Genomic DNA, 17,677 nt, shown 5'->3' on the forward strand with positions numbered 1-17,677 from the left:
TCGCTTACGATTGTGGGATCGTGAGGGTTTGCCCTAGCTGGACATTACCTGACTTTATCTTGTTCGCCCGCTCAATCTCACTCATCGACACGCCATATCTGGCCGCAATGGCTGATAGCGTATCACCGCGTTTTACCAGATGTTTTACTGTTTTGTTTTTAGCAATTGTTTGGTTTTTTGGTGCCGCTGCCGTGCTGCCCAATGCCGGCACTTTCAAACGCTGCCCCACCCACACCACATCATTTTTCAGCGTATTGTTTTGCCGCAATAGCGCCATGCTGACGCCGTATTGGCTCGCAATGCCGGATAAGGTTTCACCACGTTGTACTTTATGGATTTGGCTTTTCCCTGTCGCCACAGGCTTGACGGCAGAAACTCTGCCGCTTTGCGCATTGCTGACAATCGGTTCTGGCTGATTAACATTTGAACGCTGCACTGAAGAATCAACCGCCGCTGTTTCTATTAGCGGACGGTTTTCGACCTTTGGGTCGGCTTGTAGCGGATGCGCGAGGAAATAACTGCGCAAGCCTTTATAAATGGCCTGAGCAATCTTCTCCTGATACGCGCTACTGCCAAGCAGCCGCTCCTCCGTACTATTACTGATAAAGCCGGTTTCCACTAATAACGATGGAATATCCGGTGAACGTAACACCCCAAGACTGGCGTGTTCAGGCCGACGTTTATGAATGTCACCTACTGTTTGTAGCTCACGCAGCACCTTGGTCGCTACGTCATAGCCCACCCGCTGGGAGTGGCCGAATTGCAGATCCAATACTGCCTGACTCAAATAGGGGTCTGACGCGGTATTCGCCAACACGTCACCGGCACCACCGAGCAATTCAGATTGTTTCTCATGCTGTTCCAGCCAGTTGCCCATTTCACTGTTAGCACGGCGATTTGACAGAACCCAGACCGAAGCCCCAGTAGCACTGCGGTTAGGTGCAGCATCCGCATGAATAGAAACCAGCACGTTAGCCCCTTGCTTACGGGCCACGTCCGAACGGCCCATCACCGAAATGAAGTAATCGCCATTGCGGGTTAAAACCGGTTTAAACATCGGGTCGCTATTAAGCAATGCTTCAAGTCGGCGGGCGATGGCAATCGTGACATTCTTCTCTTTCAGGCCATTTTGCCCGATTGCACCTGGGTCTTGCCCACCGTGACCGGCATCGATTGCCACCACTACACGATCGCTATTAGCAACACGGCTGGCTTTAATCGGGCGGGCGGTATTGGTGGTGACGGTATCACTGCTGACAACCACAGTCGGCTTATTGTTAAACGGGTTTTTAGCCTCCGATGTGGTGTTTGAACTGGTCACGCGCGGTGTCGTATTCACGTTATTGACCGGCGGCGTCAAACGCCCAGCATTCGGGCTAGGGGTATTGGTTTGGCTGAGTGGCCTACTGTTTGGGCTTAACGTGTTGTTTGAGCTTAACGTACTGTTTGAGCTTAACGTATTGTTCGGGCTTAACGTGGTTTGTACCTGACGAGCAGGGGCGGCTGCGGTCATGGTAATGACCACCGTGTAGTTACTGCCCGACTGCTGTGTCACCGCGCGGGTTTTAACTTTTTGCGTCAATTCCAGCACCAGACGGGTGCTTTGCTCATCTTTCGGGGTACTGGAACGAATTCTTTTCAGCAGATTCTGCCCACTGAACTCCAAGGGTAAACCAGAGAGATTACCGCTTTGGCGGACATCCAACACCACTCGCTCAGGCGAACTCAACGAGAAAAAGGCATAAATCGGTTTACCATCAAAACTGAGCGTCACCCGGCTTTCCGTCGGGCCATTGTTCACCTTAATATCGGTGAGTTTCATAGCCAAGGCGGAAGGTAGGCTTAATAAACTCACCATAACCAACATGACTGCGGTAAACGATCGTTGGTAGCGATTTATTAGCATCAAGCTATGCATCATTATCAAATTATCCTTGCACAGCAGCTAAACGGCGCAATACATCCGCACCCGCATCAGAAAGGGCAACCAGACGGGCTTCACGCCCTTCAGCCTGATACGCCAAATGTAACTCTATATCGGCCCGAGGTAAGAACCCCTCACCTTGCTGTGGCCATTCCACCAGGCAAATTGCCCGCTCATCGAAATAATCACGAATACCCATAAACTCCAGCTCCTCAGGGTCCGCCAGACGATATAGGTCAAAATGGTAAACCGGTCTTGGAATTAACGCATAAGGTTCAACCAAGGTATAAGTAGGGCTTTTAACATGACCAATGTGGCCAAGGGCCTGAAGGAAGCCGCGGCTGAAAGTTGTTTTTCCGGCACCTAAGTCACCGAACAGATAAATAACGCTAGCACCATTGAAGGCATGGGCCAAACTAGCCCCTAATGCAACGGTCGCTGCCTCATCAGGCAGAGGTAAAACGAGTTCTTTCATTCTGTGATATCTATCTTGCTAACTCAGGATTAACGTACTTCGGAATAACTGACAGTAAATCTGTTGCCAGTAAACCCCGGGTGCCTTGAACTTCAGCCAGTTTGTCTGCGGCAACGCCATGCACGACACAACCTGCACAGGCAGCATCATACAGCACCAGCTTTTGTGCTATCAAACTACCAATAATACCGGACAGAATATCCCCCATGCCGCCGGAGGCCATCCCTGCATTACCAACATCAGCGATCGCCATCTCGCCCTGCTCACTGGCAATCAGGGTACCAGCACCTTTCAATACCACCACACCACCATATTGTTTAACGATGTTTCGGGCCGAAAGTAAGCGGTCACTCTCAATATCAGCGACGCGGCAACCAAGCAGACGAGCAGCTTCCCCTGGATGTGGGGTCAATACCCGATTCTGACGCCTATGTGGATTTAATGCCAGCAAGTTGAGCGCATCTGCGTCCCATAATGCTGGTTTATCACTTTGTTGCAATAAATTCAGAGCATTCCGGCCCCAATCGGACTGCCCTAACCCTGGACCGACAACCAGGACATCAGCCCAGCCAATACCTTGTTCAAGAGTTTCCGGCGTTAACTCTTGTACCATCAACTCTGGCCTTGCCGCCAGAATCGGTGCCACATGCTCAATTTGAGTGAGCACTCGCACTAAGCCAGCCCCACTGCGCAGAGCGGCTTCACCGGCCATGCGAATCGCACCTCCCAGCCCTTTATCTCCGCCCACCAGCAACAATCGGCCATGTTCCCCTTTATGAGCACAAGGGCGGCGTGGCTGTAGCCATTGCGGTAGGTGATCTGCGGTCATTCGCTCAATTTGTAGCGGTTGAGTGAGCAGCCATGCTGTCAGCCCCAAGTCATTGCAGTGTAAATGCCCCACCCAATCACGGGCCTGACCGGTGAGCAAACCCGGTTTCAGCGCGACAAAAGTCAGGGTGTGGTCTGCGCGAATAACCGATCCGAGAGCAGCACCACTGTCGGCACTGAGTCCAGAAGGAATATCCAAGGCAATCTTTGCGGCCCGATGGCGATTCGCGGTGTCAATCAGCGTAGCATAAACGCCTTGCGGTGCCGCTCGCAGGCCAATACCCAACAATGCATCAATAATCAAATCAACATGTTGTGGCCACGGTGTCTCAGGCTGGTGAATTATGCCACCTGCCGCCAACCATTGGGATTGCGCCTGATGCGCTTGTGCGGGTAATGGCCGATTGCCGGGGCAGGCAATAAGCGTAACATTCAGCCCCGCGGCTAATGCCCGATTCGCAACGATATAACCATCGCCACCATTATTACCGTGGCCACACAATATCAACCAGTGACGCGCCGCTGGGTACTGTTTACGCGCCAGTTCAAAGGCCGCATCGCCCGCTCTGACCATCAGATCAAACAACGTTAGAGAAAAGTGTGCCGCGGCCACGACCTCGTTCTGGCGTACCCAGTCCGCAGAAAAAACAGAGTGTGGTAAGCTGACACCGATTTGTTTCTTACTATGGTCCGTCATGGCACACCCCCTCGATCTGAATCAATTAGCCCAACATATCAAGCAATGGGGGCAATCGCTAGGTTTCCAGCAAGTCAGTATCTGCGATACGGATTTGTCTGCGGAAGAACCGCGGTTACAAACTTGGCTTGATAAACAATATCATGGCGAGATGGCCTGGATGGCTCGCCACGGTATGCTGCGCGCGCGGCCCCATGAATTATTACCCGGAACCTTACGGGTGATTAGCGTGCGGATGAATTATCTCCCTGCCAAGGCTGCATTTGCCAGCACATTGAACAATGCTAAGTTAGGTTATGTCAGTCGCTATGCGCTGGGCCGTGATTATCATAAATTGCTGCGCCAGCGGCTGAAAAGATTGGGCGATATGATTCAGAGTTACTGTCTGGAGCAGGCTCACGGTGACATCAATTTCCGCCCATTTGTCGATTCTGCCCCCATTATGGAGCGGTCATTAGCTGCAAAAGCAGGGATTGGCTGGGTTGGTAAGCACTCACTGATTTTAAATCGTGATGCGGGTTCCTGGTTCTTTCTTGGCGAATTACTAATTGATCTGCCGCTGCCGATTGATAAGCCGCAAGAGGAGCAATGTGGCCGTTGCGTTGCCTGTATCACCACCTGCCCGACCGGCGCTATCGTTGCACCCTATACCGTTGATGCTCGCCGCTGTATCTCCTACCTGACCATTGAACTTGAAGGGGCGATACCAGAAGAATTTCGTCCACTAATGGGAAATCGTATTTATGGCTGTGATGATTGTCAGCTTATCTGCCCCTGGAACCGCTTCTCACAATTAACTGATGAGGAAGATTTCAGCCCACGCGCCGTGCTACACACGCCACAGTTATTGGATTTATTTGCCTGGAATGAAGAGAAATTTTTGCGGGTTACGGAAGGTTCAGCCATCCGCCGCATTGGTCACCTACGCTGGCTACGTAATATCTCGGTCGCACTGGGCAATGCCCCCTATCTCGACAGTATCGTATTGGCACTGGAAGCGCGCCGCGGGATTGATCCAATGTTAGATGAACATATTGAGTGGTCAATCTCACAACAATTGAAAAGACGGTCTACACTGATTGTGGATGTTCAATCGCCACAGAAAAAAAGGCTGGTGCGGGCTATTGAGAAAGGCCTACCACGGGATGCCTGATATCCCCCTTTACCTGAAACTATATGCTGTTTGGTATGGCTTTTTTTTATGTATTTTTATAATGAATGAACTCGGAGTTTTCCTGTGCATAAAAATAAAAACACCTTGGCAATCAAGTGCGAAAAAAAGCGCAAGTGATCGGTATAACGTTTTCACAGAAAAATATATATCGCTAAATCAAAGAGATATGAAAGAGGGTTGCGCAGTGGATAAAATATGAGCTGGATATAAAAAAAGCAGAATCTGTGGATAAGTCTGTTGACGAAGTTAATACATTGTATGTACAACGCGGCATGGCGCGTTATGTAGCTGTGGATAAAAATAATAGAATTGAATAAAAATTTTGGAGCGGGAAACGAGACTCGAACTCGCGACCCCGACCTTGGCAAGGTCGTGCTCTACCAACTGAGCTATTCCCGCATTGAGATGCTTTTGCACCCTGCTGTATGTGACAGCATTTGATATTTACTGCTTATTCAGAAATAAATTTTGGAGCGGGAAACGAGACTCGAACTCGCGACCCCGACCTTGGCAAGGTCGTGCTCTACCAACTGAGCTATTCCCGCGTCGCTGCCATACGTCATAACAACGTATCACTTATATTTCTGACTTCTGAACTAAAGCTGCTGTACTGCCGGTCACTATCTTTATGGTTAAAGATTGGAGCGGGAAACGAGACTCGAACTCGCGACCCCGACCTTGGCAAGGTCGTGCTCTACCAACTGAGCTATTCCCGCTTGGTGCCGTCTTACTTTTTACAACGTTTTCTACACTTAACTCGTACTAAATCGGTCTGCGCATGTTTGCGAATTCTTCATCGGTACGGGGTGCGCATTATACGAGAAATCCGTTTTGCCGCAAGCCCCTAAAAGCAAAAAAATCATTTTTTGGTTCAAGTGACGATTAAAACAGCAATGTGGCGTTTTTACCAGCGCCGGGCAAAGTATATACCTAAAGTTATTGAAACAGCAGGAGTGTAAGCGCGACTATCCCTGCTGCTTCAAGGCCGCAACAAAACCCCAAAGTCATTGGAGTAGCAGGTAGGCTGCCAGCAAACGCATCCCGATGAGTCTATTTATTTTAAGGTCAACGGGCAGTCAGTGATTCGGGTGAGCTAACGCAGCTAACACCCCTGCTACTTCAAGGCCGCAGGGGATCAAGATTGAATAAAATGCTCGCGGTAATAGGCAAGCTCAGCCACAGATTCACGGATATCGTCTAGTGCTTGATGGGTATTTTGTTTTTTGAAACCCGGCAGAATCTCTGGTTTCCAGCGGCGTGCCAGCTCTTTTAGCGTGCTGACATCCAGATAGCGGTAGTGGAAATAAGCTTCAAGCTCTGGCATATAACGGAACAGGAAGCGGCGGTCTTGGCCCACACTGTTACCACAGATAGGTGAAGCGCCCGCTGGAACCCACTGTTTCAAGAATTCAATGGTTTGTAATTCAGCATCACTATCACTAAATGGGCTGGCTTTAACCCGTTCCACCAAACCACTGCCGGTATGGGTACGCACATTCCATTCATCCATAAGCCCAAGCTGTTCATCCGACTGATGAACCGCCAATACTGGGCCTTCGGCTAGAATATTGAGATTAGCATCGGTGACCAGAGTGGCTATCTCAATGATCCGATCGCGCTCAGGATCAAGACCGGTCATTTCCAGATCGATCCAGATCAGATTATTTTGATTCTCTGCCATAATATTTCCTGCCTGTTAGCGGGTGAGACTACCGAACAAACGGTTAATTGATAAAATAATGTGTATCATAGCCCTTTTGGTCGCAACCAGCGATATACCCAAAGAAATTGGCGTTGCAGGTAGGTAGCAAGCAAACGAATCCCGATAAGATTACACCGATGCGGGGGAGTGAAGCGAGTAGCCCCAGCGGCTTCAAGTATGAAGGGTATTAATGCAGATTCAAGTGAGGCGCAGTGAGTAAGAATAAACTGTCGAAAGGTCAACAACGCCGTGTGCAGGCAAACCATCAGCGTCGGCTACGCACTGATAGAAAACCTGAGTTAGATGACTCTCAGCTTGGCGATGCGCAAGAAGGTATCGTAATCAGTCGTTTCGGCCAGCACGCCGATGTCGAAGCCACCGATGGTGTTCAACACCGTTGTAACATCCGCCGTACCATTAAATCACTGGTTACCGGTGACCGTGTGGTCTGGCGCCCAGGCTTGCAAGCTCAGGAAGGTGTGCGGGTTAAAGGCATTGTCGAAGCCGTACATGAGCGTACATCCGTGCTGACACGCCCTGATCTGTACGACGGCGTGAAACCGATCGCCGCAAATATCGATCAGATCGTGATCGTTTCGGCGATCTTACCTGAACTTTCTCTTAATATTATCGATCGCTATCTGGTGGCCTGTGAAACACTGGAAGTCGAACCGTTAATTGTGTTGAACAAAATCGATTTACTGGATGCCGATGGCCGTAAATTCGTTGATGGCATGATGGAGATTTACCGTCGCATTGGCTACAACGTGCTGGAAGTCTCAAGTCAAACCCGTGAAGGGATGGAAGCCTTTGAAAAGGCACTGGCTGGGCGCATCAGTATCTTTGCCGGTCAGTCCGGCGTGGGTAAATCCAGCCTGCTGAATGCCCTGTTACCACCAACGGATAACGAAATTCTGGTCAATACGGTATCGGGTAATTCAGGTCTGGGTCAGCACACCACCACCGCAGCCCGCTTATATCATTTCCAGCAAGGCGGCGATGTGATTGACTCACCGGGGGTGCGTGAATTTGGCCTCTGGCATCTGGCACCGGAACAAATCACTCAAGGATTTGTCGAATTCCGTGATTATCTCGGCCATTGCAAATTCCGTGATTGCAGCCATACCACCGATCCCGGTTGTGCACTGCGCGAAGCGGTAGAACAAGGCAAAATCGCTGAAGAGCGTTTCGATAATTACCATCGAATCCTGGAAAGTATGGAACAGGCGAAGCCGCGTAAGACATCTGATAGCGACGAGAAATGATGTCTCGATAGTCCTGTTGAACATGCTTTAGCTAAAAACTGTGGGCGCAGAAAGATATATACCCAGTGACTTCAAGATGCAGGTAGGCGGCAATTGAGCGAAGCCTCAGGAGCTTACTCAAGTAAGTGACTGGTGTGAGGCAGCCAACACCCCTGTATCTTGAAGGGCGACGGGTATTATGCGCCCCCTCATTAATTTTAATGTTTACCCAGAGGTCTACGTGCTGGACAGTATCAAAATCAGATTACAATATTTACTCCCAAAACTTGGCCTGACTCGTTTGGCAGGCTGGGGGGCAGATAAGCAAGGTGGCTGGCTGACCCAACTGGTGATCAAGGCATTTGCCCGCTACTACCATGTTGATATGAAGGAAGCCCAGGACCCTGAGTTCTCTGCTTATCGTTCGTTTAATGAGTTCTTTGTGCGCCCACTGCGCGCGGGTGTGCGCCCTGTTGTAGCGGAAGAAAACCTCTTGGCCCAACCTGCCGACGGCGCTATTAGCCAGTTAGGCGCAATTCATGACGGGCAAATTTTGCAGGCAAAGGGCCACAACTACACGCTGGAAGCCCTACTCGCCGGTAACTATATGTTGGCTGCTGAGTTCCAAAATGGCCATTTTGTCACCACCTATCTGGCTCCACGTGACTACCATCGCGTCCATATGCCGTGTGACGGTATCTTGCGCGAAATGATTTATGTGCCAGGTGATTTGTTCTCGGTCAATCCATTGACTGCGGCTAATGTGCCTAATCTCTTCGCACGTAATGAACGTGTTATTTGCATCTTTGATACCGCTTTTGGCCCGATGGCACAAATTCTGGTAGGTGCCACTATTGTTGGCAGCATAGAAACCGTCTGGGCTGGCACCATTACCCCGCCACGAGAAGGTGTGATTCGCCGATGGACCTATCCGCAAGCAGGAACTGAAGGCGCGGTAGTGCTGGAAAAAGGGCAAGAAATGGGCCGCTTTAAGTTAGGCTCGACAGTGATTAACCTGTTTGCTGAAGGTAAAGTCTATTTAGCACCACAGTTAAACAGTGGTTCTGTTACCCGCATGGGTGAAGTATTAGCCGAAGCCGTCCCTACTGCTATACCCTAAGTAATTCGAGTTGCAGTAAGGCGGCAAGCGAATAAACCCGATGAGTTGACGCTAGTCAATGATTCGGGTGAGCGAGAGCAGCCAATGCATATGCAGCTTGAAGTATGACGGGTATAAACGTAATCGATGTTAAGGAACCCTTACGTGCGCCTAATAATTTCTCGATTTTTTGGTAAATCACTCTCTTTTGGCCTGTTACTGTCATTTGTCATGCTGCTGTCTTTGCCGTTGCATGCGGCAACTCAGCCTAATGAAGATCAGCTCAGACAAGAGCTGAAACAGGCTGAAACCAATAAAGGGATGCCAAATCAGACCGAAATTGTTCAGGCGCTGCAATCGGCTCTTAGTTGGCTGGCGGATGCAAAAGAGTCTGATATCCGCGCCCAGCAGTATCAAAAAGCCATTGATGACTTCCCCAAACTGACCCGCGAGTTACGCCAGGAACTGGCGCAAGAAGGGGATAAACCCCTGCCCGTACCCAGTAACATGTCTACCTCCGAACTGGAACAACAAGTGCTGCAAATCAGCAGCCAGTTGTTGGAATTAAGCCGTCTGTCGCAACAAGAACAGGATCGGGCGCGGGAAATCAGTGAATCCCTCAGCCAGTTGCCTCAGCAGCAATCAGAAGCTCGGCGAATTCTGACTGAAATCAGCACCCGCCTTCAGGCACAAAGTAACCCCGCCAATCCGGTCGCACAGGCACAGTTTGCATTACTACAAGCAGAAGCCGTGGCCCGTAAGGCTAAAGCCAATGAACTGGAGCTTTCTCAGCTCTCAGCCAACAACCGGCAAGAGCTGTCACGGCTGCGCGCCGAGTTATACAAAAAGCGTCAAGAACGGGTTGATGCTCAGCTCCAAACCTTACGTAATAATCTCAATAACCAGCGTCAGCAGGCGGCTGAACAGGCACTTGAGCGCACCGAGTTACTGGCGGAACAAGGGGGCGATTTACCTGAGTCAATCATCCAGCAACTGCAAATCAACCGCGAGCTATCCCAAGCGCTAAATCAACAGGCGCAACGCATTGATCTGATCTCTTCGCAACAACGGCAAGCGGTAGCCCAAACCCAACAAGTCCGGCAGGCTCTCAGTACTATTCGTGAACAGGCCCAGTGGCTGGGCGTTTCAACCGCACTGGGGGAAACACTGCGGGCACAAGTTGCAAGATTGCCTGACGTACCGAAATCTCAGCAACTGGATCGTGATATGGCGCAGTTGCGGGTTCAACGTCTGCAATATGAAGACATGTTGGAGAAGTTACAGCAGCAAAATGTCAAATTAAAGCAAAATGATGGTACACCGCTCACCACCGAACAGCAGCGGATCCTTGATGCTCAATGGCGCACACAGCGCGAATTGCTGAATTCTCTGCTGTCCGGCTATGACACCCAGATTCTAGAATTAACCAAGTTGAAAGTGGCCAACAGTCAGTTGGTGGATGCGCTAAGTGAAGTTCGCGAGGCAACTCACCGTTATCTGTTTTGGGTCGCAGATGTCAGCCCAATATCACTGTCTTACCCGATTAACGTTGCCCATGACCTGACCCGCTTACTGTCGCTGGATACACTTTCGCAGTTAAGTGGCGCGTTCGTCATGATGATGACCAGCCAAGAGACACTGCTACCGATCAGCGCAGCCTTGCTGTTTGTCGGTTTCAGTATCAGCTTGCGTCGCCACTATCATGCCTTCCTGGAGCGTGCTAGCAGCCGGGTGGGTAAGGTTACGCAAGACCATTTCTCCCTGACATTACGTACCGTTTTCTGGTCAATTCTGATGGCGCTGCCGCTACCAGTATTGTGGGCCGCGCTCGGCTATGGCCTGCAAAACGCTTGGTCATATCCGATGGCGATCGCCATTGGTAATGCCGTCACTGCCACCGTGCCAGTACTGTGGCTGTTTATGATAAGTGCCTCGTTTGCACATCCTCATGGCCTGTTTATCACCCACTTCCGCTGGTCACCGGCGCAGGTCGGGCGGGCAATGCGTTTTTATCGCATGTCAGTGTGGTTGATTATCCCATTGATGATGGCACTGATTACATTCGAGAATTATAATGACCGTGAATTCGCTGGTACCCTGGGCCGCCTGTGCTTTATTTTGCTGTGTGTTGCCTTAAGTCTGGTGACCAATAGCCTGAAACGAGCCGGTATTCCACTCTATCTGGATAAAAAAGGCTCGGGCGAGAACATCATTAACGTGGCGTTATGGGGGCTACTGCTATCTGCCCCACTGATTGCAGCATTGGCCTCGGCGCTCGGTTATCTCACCACCTCACAGGCGCTACTGGCGCGTTTGGAAACCTCGGTTGCCATCTGGTTCTTCTTGTTGGTGGTTTACCATATTATCCGCCGTTGGATGCTGATTCAGCGCCGCCGTATTGCTTTTGACCGAGCTAAGCAGCGGCGAGCCGATATTCTGGCGCAGCGCGCCCGCGGTGAAGAAGATACGCCGCACAATAACAGTACCGAAGGGTCCATTGATGTTGAGGAACCGGTCATTGATCTGGATGTGATCAGCGCCCAATCTCTACGTCTGGTGCGATCGATCCTGACGATGATCGCCTTGGTTTCAGTGATAGCATTGTGGTCTGAGATTCATTCAGCTTTTGGTTTTCTGGAAAATATTCGCCTGTGGGATGTGTCATCCACCATTAACGGTATTGAGTCGGTGCAGGCGATCACCATGGGATCACTGCTGATCGCTATTTTAGTGATGGTTGTGACTACCCAGCTAGTGCGCAACCTGCCTGCCCTACTGGAACTGGCGCTATTGCAGCATCTGGATCTGACGCCGGGGACGGGCTATGCCATCTCCACCATCACCAAATATCTGTTGATCCTGTTCGGCAGCTTGCTCGGTTTCTCTATGTTAGGGATCGAGTGGGCGAAATTCCAATGGTTGGTTGCCGCACTTGGTTTAGGTTTGGGGTTCGGTTTGCAGGAAATTTTTGCCAACTTTGTTTCTGGTCTGATCATCTTGTTCGAGAAACCGATCCGTATCGGCGATACCGTGACCATACGTGATCTCACCGGTAGCGTGACCAAAATCAATACCCGTGCCACAACTATCTCTGACTGGGATCGCAAAGAAATTATCGTGCCGAATAAGGCATTTATTACTGAGCAATTTATTAACTGGTCACTGTCGGATTCAATTACCCGTGTGGTACTCACAGTGCCGGCTCCGGCTGAAACCAGCAGTGAGGAAGTGACTGAGGTGTTACTTACTGCTGCACGCCGCTGTACCTTGATATTGGATAACCCGGCACCCGAGGTCTATCTGGTTGATCTTCAACAAGGGATTCAGATTTTCGAACTGCGTATTTACGCCGCCGAAATGGGACATCGTATGCCACTGCGCCATGAAATCCACCAGTTGATTCTGGCCGGTTACCGTGAGCACGGCATTACTCTGCCATTCCCACCCTTCCAGGCTCGGCTGGAAACACTGGGGCGTGGCGCTGGCCGCACTATTACTTCAGGGCGCGGCCGCACACCGGGTAGCTTGTAAGTTAAGTTGACGTATCGATAGAAAAATGGCCTGACTCTGTGAAGAGTCAGGCCCAATAATCAGGAATATTACCCAAAGTCATTGGTGTTGCAGCAAGGCAGCAAGTTCATTAATCCCGATGAGCTTACATCAGTAAGTGATTCGGGTTCGTGAACGTAGCGAACACCGCTGCGGCGCCAAGGGCGAGGGGTTATTAAGCACGCCCTACTGGGAATGCGATAACCTCATCTAATCTTTCCGCCCCCAGCGCCAGCATCACCAGACGATCAACACCTAACGCCACTCCTGAGCAATCCGGCAAGCCCTGTTTCAAGGCGGCAATTAGGTTCATATCAATTGGGTTCTGCGGTAAACCCCGTTTGGCTCGAATGCGATTATCTTGCTCAAAACGCTGCAGTTGTTCATCACCATCAGTCAGCTCATGGAAACCATTCGCTAACTCAATACCTTTGAAGTAAACCTCAAAACGTTCTGCTACTCGGTGATCTTCAGTGCTGATCACCGCCAGTGAAGCTTGAGACGCGGGGAAATGATAAACAAAGGCGGGTTTATCGCGGCCAATGTGTGGCTCGACTCCGACGGTAAACAGCAGCTGCAATAGCGTATCGCGATCTTCTTCTGTATCGGCAATATTACTTAAATCCAGTTTTGCCGCGGCTTCACGTAATTGTGCTTTATCTGCCGACAATGGATCAATGTCTAAGTGGCGCAGGAATGCTTGCTGATAAGACAAGGTTTCAGCGCTATTACAATCCAGTATTTGTTGCAACAGGTCATCAACCTCATTCATTAAGCGATACATATCATAATGTGGGCGATACCATTCCAGCATGGTGAATTCAGGATTGTGATGACGGCCAGCTTCTTCATTGCGGAAACTGCGCCCCAATTGATAGATAGATCCACTGCCTGCCGCCAATAAGCGCTTCATGTGGTATTCCGGGCTGGTCATCATGTACAGCGTCATACCATCGGCAGCGCCCGGGCCAACAAACCGGGTTTGGAATGGGACTAAATGAACGTCCGTCACTGTCGCTTGGCTCATGGTTGGCGTTTCAACTTCTAATACGCCACGATCGGCAAAAAAGCGCCGGATCTCTGCCATTATTGCTGCGCGTTTCAACAAATTGGCGATAGGTGCACTCGGCTGCCAGCTTGCCGTTTCGCTCATGGTGGTTAACTCCGAAATCAAACAGGGGATGCAGTCTACTCGCATCTACTCACTCAGACAAATCTGTCACTCATCAGCCCGATTTTTGGCTTGAATTCAGCATTTCACGCTGCAAAAAAGACTTTAGCCCAGTAGATCCTGTTTGGGATCACGTTTTTGCTAGTAATGCGCCTGAGTAGGTTCAAATAAAACAAAACAATCGATCACATCAAATTTATAGCACTTAGCATTAGGTATAATTATTCCCATACAAAAAGTAAGAAATAGCTATTCTTAATACCATCATTCTGGTTAACGGCGAATAAGTTAGCCTAATAATAATTTAAAATTATATATTTTAATTAGATATCCAAAATAATTCGAGTTGCAGGAAGGCGGCAATTGAGTGAGTCCCGATGAGTTGACGCCAGTCAATAATTCGGGTGAATGAAAGCAGCCAACGCACATGTAGCTTGAAGTATGAAGGGTATTTCACTTGAACAATGGAGAAGCGCAGTGCAAACCTTTAACGCCGATCTTGCTATTATCGGGGCCGGAGGCGCTGGTTTACGTGCAGCAATAGCCGCAGCGGAAGCCAACCCCCAACTGAAGATTGCTCTGATCTCGAAAGTATACCCGATGCGTAGCCATACTGTGGCCGCCGAAGGGGGATCAGCCGCCGTCACACAAGACCACGATAGCTTTGACTATCATTTCAACGACACGGTAGCCGGTGGTGACTGGCTATGCGAACAAGATGTTGTTGACCATTTTGTCCACAGTTGCCCGCAAGAAATGGCACAGCTGGAAATTTGGGGCTGCCCATGGAGCCGCAAACCTGATGGCTCGGTTAACGTTCGCCGCTTTGGTGGGATGAAAATTGAGCGCACCTGGTTTGCTGCCGATAAAACCGGCTTCCATATGCTGCACACACTGTTCCAGACATCTTTGAAATACCCACAAATTCAACGATTTGATGAGCATTTCGTGTTAGATATTCTGGTCGATGACGGTCAGGCACGTGGCGTAGTTGCCATGAATATGATGGAAGGCACCCGTGTACAAATTCGTGCGAACGCGGTGATCATGGCGACCGGTGGCGCAGGCCGAGTTTATCGTTATAACACCAACGGCGGTATTGTTACCGGTGATGGTATGGGGATGGCATTCCACCACGGCGTTCCGCTGCGAGATATGGAATTTGTGCAATATCACCCAACTGGCCTGCCAGGTTCTGGCATCCTGATGACCGAAGGTTGTCGTGGTGAAGGCGGTATTCTGGTCAATAAAGACGGCTACCGTTATTTGCAGGATTATGGGATGGGACCAGAAACCCCACTCGGTGAACCCAAAAACAAATACATGGAATTAGGCCCACGCGATAAAGTTTCGCAAGCCTTCTGGCATGAATGGCGTGCTGGCCGCACCATCGCCACGCCACGTGGTGATGTGGTCTATCTGGATCTGCGCCATTTGGGCGAGAAAAAACTGCTTGAGCGCTTGCCGTTCATCTGTGAACTGGCAAAAGCTTATGTCGGTGTCGACCCAGTCAAAGAACCCATCCCAGTGCGTCCAACTGCGCATTACACCATGGGTGGTATCGAAACCAACCAACAGTGCGAAACCCGTATCAAAGGGCTGTTCGCGGTAGGTGAATGTTCTTCTGTTGGCTTACATGGCGCTAACCGCTTAGGTTCTAACTCACTGGCTGAGTTAGTGGTATTTGGTCGTGTTGCCGGTGAACAAGCAGCAGCGCGTGCCATGGAAACCGGCCCGGCAAATGGCAGTGCGCTAGATGCACAAACCCGTGATGTGGAAACCCGCCTAAGTAATCTCATGAAACAGGAAGGGACCGAGAATTGGTCTAAAATCCGCGATGAGATGGGTCTGTCAATGGAAGAAGGTTGTGGTATTTACCGCACACCAGAACTGATGCAGAAAACGGTGGATAAACTGGCCGAGTTGAAAGAGCGCTTCAAACGCGTGAAAATCACCGATACCTCCAGTGTTTTCAATACTGACTTGCTGTACACCATTGAGCTGGGTTACGGCTTGGATGTGGCTGAATGTATGGCCCACTCTGCACTTAACCGTAAAGAATCCCGTGGCGCGCATCAGCGTCTGGATGAAGGCTGCACCGAGCGTGATGATGTTAATTTCCTCAAACACACGCTGGCCTTCCATACTCCGGGTGGCGCCCCACGCCTTGAATACAGCGACGTTAAGATTACCAAGCTGGCACCGGCAAAACGTGTTTATGGTGGCGAAGCCACCGCACAAGATGCAAAAGATTTGAAGGATAAGGAGCAGGCGAATGACTGATATGAAACTCCTGAAAATGGAGGTCATGCGCTATAACCCAGAAAGTGATAGCGAACCTCACTTCGAAACCTTTGAAGTACCTTACGATGAGCAGACCTCTCTGCTTGATGCATTAGGCTACATCAAAGATAACCTGGCACCGGACCTCTCTTATCGCTGGTCTTGCCGAATGGCGATTTGCGGCTCATGCGGCATGATGGTCAATAAGGTTCCAAAACTTGCCTGTAAGACTTTCCTACGCGAATACACTGGCGGAATGAAAGTCGAAGCACTGGGTAACTTCCCGATTGAACGTGATTTAGTCGTTGATATGACTCACTTTATTGAGAGCCTGGAAGCTATCAAGCCTTACATTATTGGTAACGAGCGGAAACCGCAAGACGGCCCGAATAAGCAGACTCCGGCTCAGATGGCGAAATACCATCAGTTCTCCGGCTGTATTAACTGTGGCTTGTGCTATGCCGCTTGCCCGCAGTTTGGCTTGAATCCTGAGTTTATCGGCCCGGCAGCTATTACCCTGGCGCACCGTTACAATTTAGATAACCGTGACCACGGTAAAAAAGAGCGTATGCCACAGCTTAACGGTAAAAATGGTGTTTGGAGCTGTACCTTCGTTGGCTACTGTTCTGAAGTTTGTCCGAAACACGTTGATCCGGCTGCTGCTATCCAACAAGGCAAGGTCGAGAGTGCTAAAGACTTCATGATCGCCATGCTTAAACCACAATAAGGGAGGGGAGATAGTAATGACTACTAAACGTAAAGCTTATGTCCGTACCATGGCCCCAAACTGGTGGCAGAAGCTCGGTTTCTACCGCTTTTATATGGTGCGCGAAGGTACATCGATTCCGACAGTATGGTTCAGTGTTCTGTTGATTTACGGCGTGTTCGCGTTGAAAAGTGGCCCGGCGGGGTGGGAAGGCTTCGTTGGTTTCCTGCAAAACCCACTGGTGTTACTGATCAATATTATTACGTTATTGGCCGCTGTGCTGCATACCAAAACCTGGTTTGAACTGGCACCGAAAGCCGCCAATATTATCGTTAATAGCGAAAAAATGGGTCCAGAGCCAATTATCAAGGCACTGTGGGTTGTGACTGTCGTGGCTACCGCGATTATTCTGGCCGTTGCCTTACTCTAACTCGGAGGAGAACAAGATGAATCAAGTCCCTAAACGCTCCGATGAACCTATCTTCTGGGGTCTGTTTGGCGCGGGTGGTATGTGGAGTGCAATCATTGCGCCGGCGGTAATTCTGCTGGTTGCCATTTTGCTGCCGCTGGGTGCCTTCCCTGGTGATGCGTTGAGTTATGAGCGTATTCTGGCATTCTGTCAGAGTTTCATTGGCCGGATCTTCCTGCTGCTGATGATTATTCTGCCACTGTGGTGCGGTTTACACCGTATCCATCACGCCATGCATGATTTGAAAATCCATGTCCCTGCCGGGAAATGGGTATTCTATGGTCTGGCAGCCATTCTGAGTGTGGTCACTATCATCGGTGTCCTGACGCTGTAATTATTCATGCCTAATCTGCGGC

Annotated in this window: 13 protein-coding genes and 3 tRNA genes; 8 read left to right on the plus strand and 8 right to left on the minus strand. The window is 50.1% G+C overall.

What is annotated here, in order from left to right; translation table 11 throughout:
* Nucleotides 1-4: 4 nt before the first annotated feature.
* The 3 genes from amiB to nnr form a co-directional block, all read right to left on the minus strand.
* A complete protein-coding gene (gene amiB, locus V1955_RS19960) occupies nucleotides 5-1,867 on the minus strand; it encodes an N-acetylmuramoyl-L-alanine amidase AmiB (RefSeq protein WP_442821465.1) in 1,863 nt (620 codons plus the stop codon).
* A gap of 61 nt (nucleotides 1,868-1,928) precedes the next feature.
* On the minus strand, nucleotides 1,929-2,399 hold the full coding sequence (tsaE, locus tag V1955_RS19965) for a tRNA (adenosine(37)-N6)-threonylcarbamoyltransferase complex ATPase subunit type 1 TsaE (RefSeq protein WP_442821318.1): 471 nt from the start codon (nucleotides 2,397-2,399) through the stop codon (nucleotides 1,929-1,931).
* A 10-nt stretch (nucleotides 2,400-2,409) separates the two neighbouring features.
* Nucleotides 2,410-3,924 (minus strand): bifunctional ADP-dependent NAD(P)H-hydrate dehydratase/NAD(P)H-hydrate epimerase, encoded by a 1,515-nt coding sequence (gene nnr, locus V1955_RS19970; RefSeq protein ID WP_442821319.1) that lies wholly within the window; start codon nucleotides 3,922-3,924, stop codon nucleotides 2,410-2,412.
* Here nnr and queG point away from each other — a divergent pair.
* Complete coding sequence (gene queG, locus V1955_RS19975; protein WP_372568571.1) at nucleotides 3,923-5,077, plus strand: tRNA epoxyqueuosine(34) reductase QueG; 1,155 nt, start codon at nucleotides 3,923-3,925, stop codon at nucleotides 5,075-5,077. The genes nnr and queG overlap by 2 nt on opposite strands.
* Before the next feature lie 344 nt (nucleotides 5,078-5,421).
* Here queG and V1955_RS19980 read toward each other — a convergent pair.
* The 4 genes from V1955_RS19980 to orn all read right to left on the minus strand — a co-directional run bounded on the left by V1955_RS19980 (nucleotide 5,422) and on the right by orn (nucleotide 6,779).
* Nucleotides 5,422-5,497: transfer RNA gene (locus tag V1955_RS19980), tRNA-Gly, on the minus strand.
* Nucleotides 5,498-5,567: 70 nt separating this feature from the next.
* A tRNA-Gly gene (locus V1955_RS19985) sits at nucleotides 5,568-5,643 on the minus strand.
* Nucleotides 5,644-5,738: 95 nt separating this feature from the next.
* Nucleotides 5,739-5,814 (minus strand) — tRNA-Gly (locus tag V1955_RS19990).
* A 419-nt stretch (nucleotides 5,815-6,233) separates the two neighbouring features.
* Entirely contained in the window at nucleotides 6,234-6,779 is a 546-nt protein-coding gene (gene orn / locus V1955_RS19995) for an oligoribonuclease (RefSeq protein WP_005187496.1), read from the minus strand.
* A 233-nt stretch (nucleotides 6,780-7,012) separates the two neighbouring features.
* Between orn and rsgA the strand changes: the two genes are divergently transcribed.
* The 3 genes from rsgA (at nucleotide 7,013) to mscM (ending at nucleotide 12,674) form a co-directional block, all read left to right on the plus strand.
* Nucleotides 7,013-8,065, plus strand: a complete 1,053-nt coding sequence (rsgA, locus tag V1955_RS20000; RefSeq protein WP_005187493.1) for a small ribosomal subunit biogenesis GTPase RsgA — start codon at nucleotides 7,013-7,015, stop codon at nucleotides 8,063-8,065.
* A gap of 220 nt (nucleotides 8,066-8,285) precedes the next feature.
* Complete coding sequence (asd, locus tag V1955_RS20005; protein WP_083163920.1) at nucleotides 8,286-9,164, plus strand: archaetidylserine decarboxylase; 879 nt, start codon at nucleotides 8,286-8,288, stop codon at nucleotides 9,162-9,164.
* 126 nt (nucleotides 9,165-9,290) lie between these two features.
* The gene (gene mscM / locus V1955_RS20010; protein ID WP_442821320.1) at nucleotides 9,291-12,674 is read left to right on the plus strand and encodes a miniconductance mechanosensitive channel MscM; all 3,384 of its coding nucleotides are present in this window, start codon (nucleotides 9,291-9,293) and stop codon (nucleotides 12,672-12,674) included.
* A gap of 193 nt (nucleotides 12,675-12,867) precedes the next feature.
* Here mscM and epmA read toward each other — a convergent pair whose 3' ends face one another.
* Nucleotides 12,868-13,845: an elongation factor P--(R)-beta-lysine ligase gene (gene epmA, locus V1955_RS20015; RefSeq protein ID WP_083160989.1), complete on the minus strand. Its 978-nt coding sequence runs from the start codon at nucleotides 13,843-13,845 to the stop codon at nucleotides 12,868-12,870.
* Nucleotides 13,846-14,340: 495 nt separating this feature from the next.
* Here epmA and frdA point away from each other — a divergent pair, with 495 nt between their 5' ends.
* From frdA to frdD, 4 genes are read left to right on the plus strand one after another with little or no spacing between them, the layout of a single operon-like run.
* Complete coding sequence (frdA, locus tag V1955_RS20020) at nucleotides 14,341-16,146, plus strand: fumarate reductase (quinol) flavoprotein subunit (RefSeq protein ID WP_083160991.1); 1,806 nt, start codon at nucleotides 14,341-14,343, stop codon at nucleotides 16,144-16,146.
* Nucleotides 16,139-16,873 carry a succinate dehydrogenase/fumarate reductase iron-sulfur subunit gene (locus V1955_RS20025; RefSeq protein ID WP_032906821.1) on the plus strand — a complete coding sequence of 245 codons (735 nt, stop codon included), beginning with the start codon at nucleotides 16,139-16,141 and terminating at the stop codon, nucleotides 16,871-16,873. Before frdA ends, V1955_RS20025 begins: the two co-directional genes overlap by 8 nt.
* A gap of 16 nt (nucleotides 16,874-16,889) precedes the next feature.
* A complete protein-coding gene (gene frdC / locus V1955_RS20030; protein ID WP_083160993.1) occupies nucleotides 16,890-17,282 on the plus strand; it encodes a fumarate reductase subunit FrdC in 393 nt (130 codons plus the stop codon).
* Between the two features lie 16 nt (nucleotides 17,283-17,298).
* Nucleotides 17,299-17,655: a fumarate reductase subunit FrdD gene (gene frdD, locus V1955_RS20035; RefSeq protein WP_042568697.1), complete on the plus strand. Its 357-nt coding sequence runs from the start codon at nucleotides 17,299-17,301 to the stop codon at nucleotides 17,653-17,655.
* Nucleotides 17,656-17,677 lie beyond the last annotated feature (22 nt).

The sequence above is a fragment of the Yersinia sp. 2545 StPb PI genome (genome assembly GCF_052217125.1).
Classification (GTDB): Bacteria; Pseudomonadota; Gammaproteobacteria; order Enterobacterales; family Enterobacteriaceae; genus Yersinia; species Yersinia enterocolitica_E.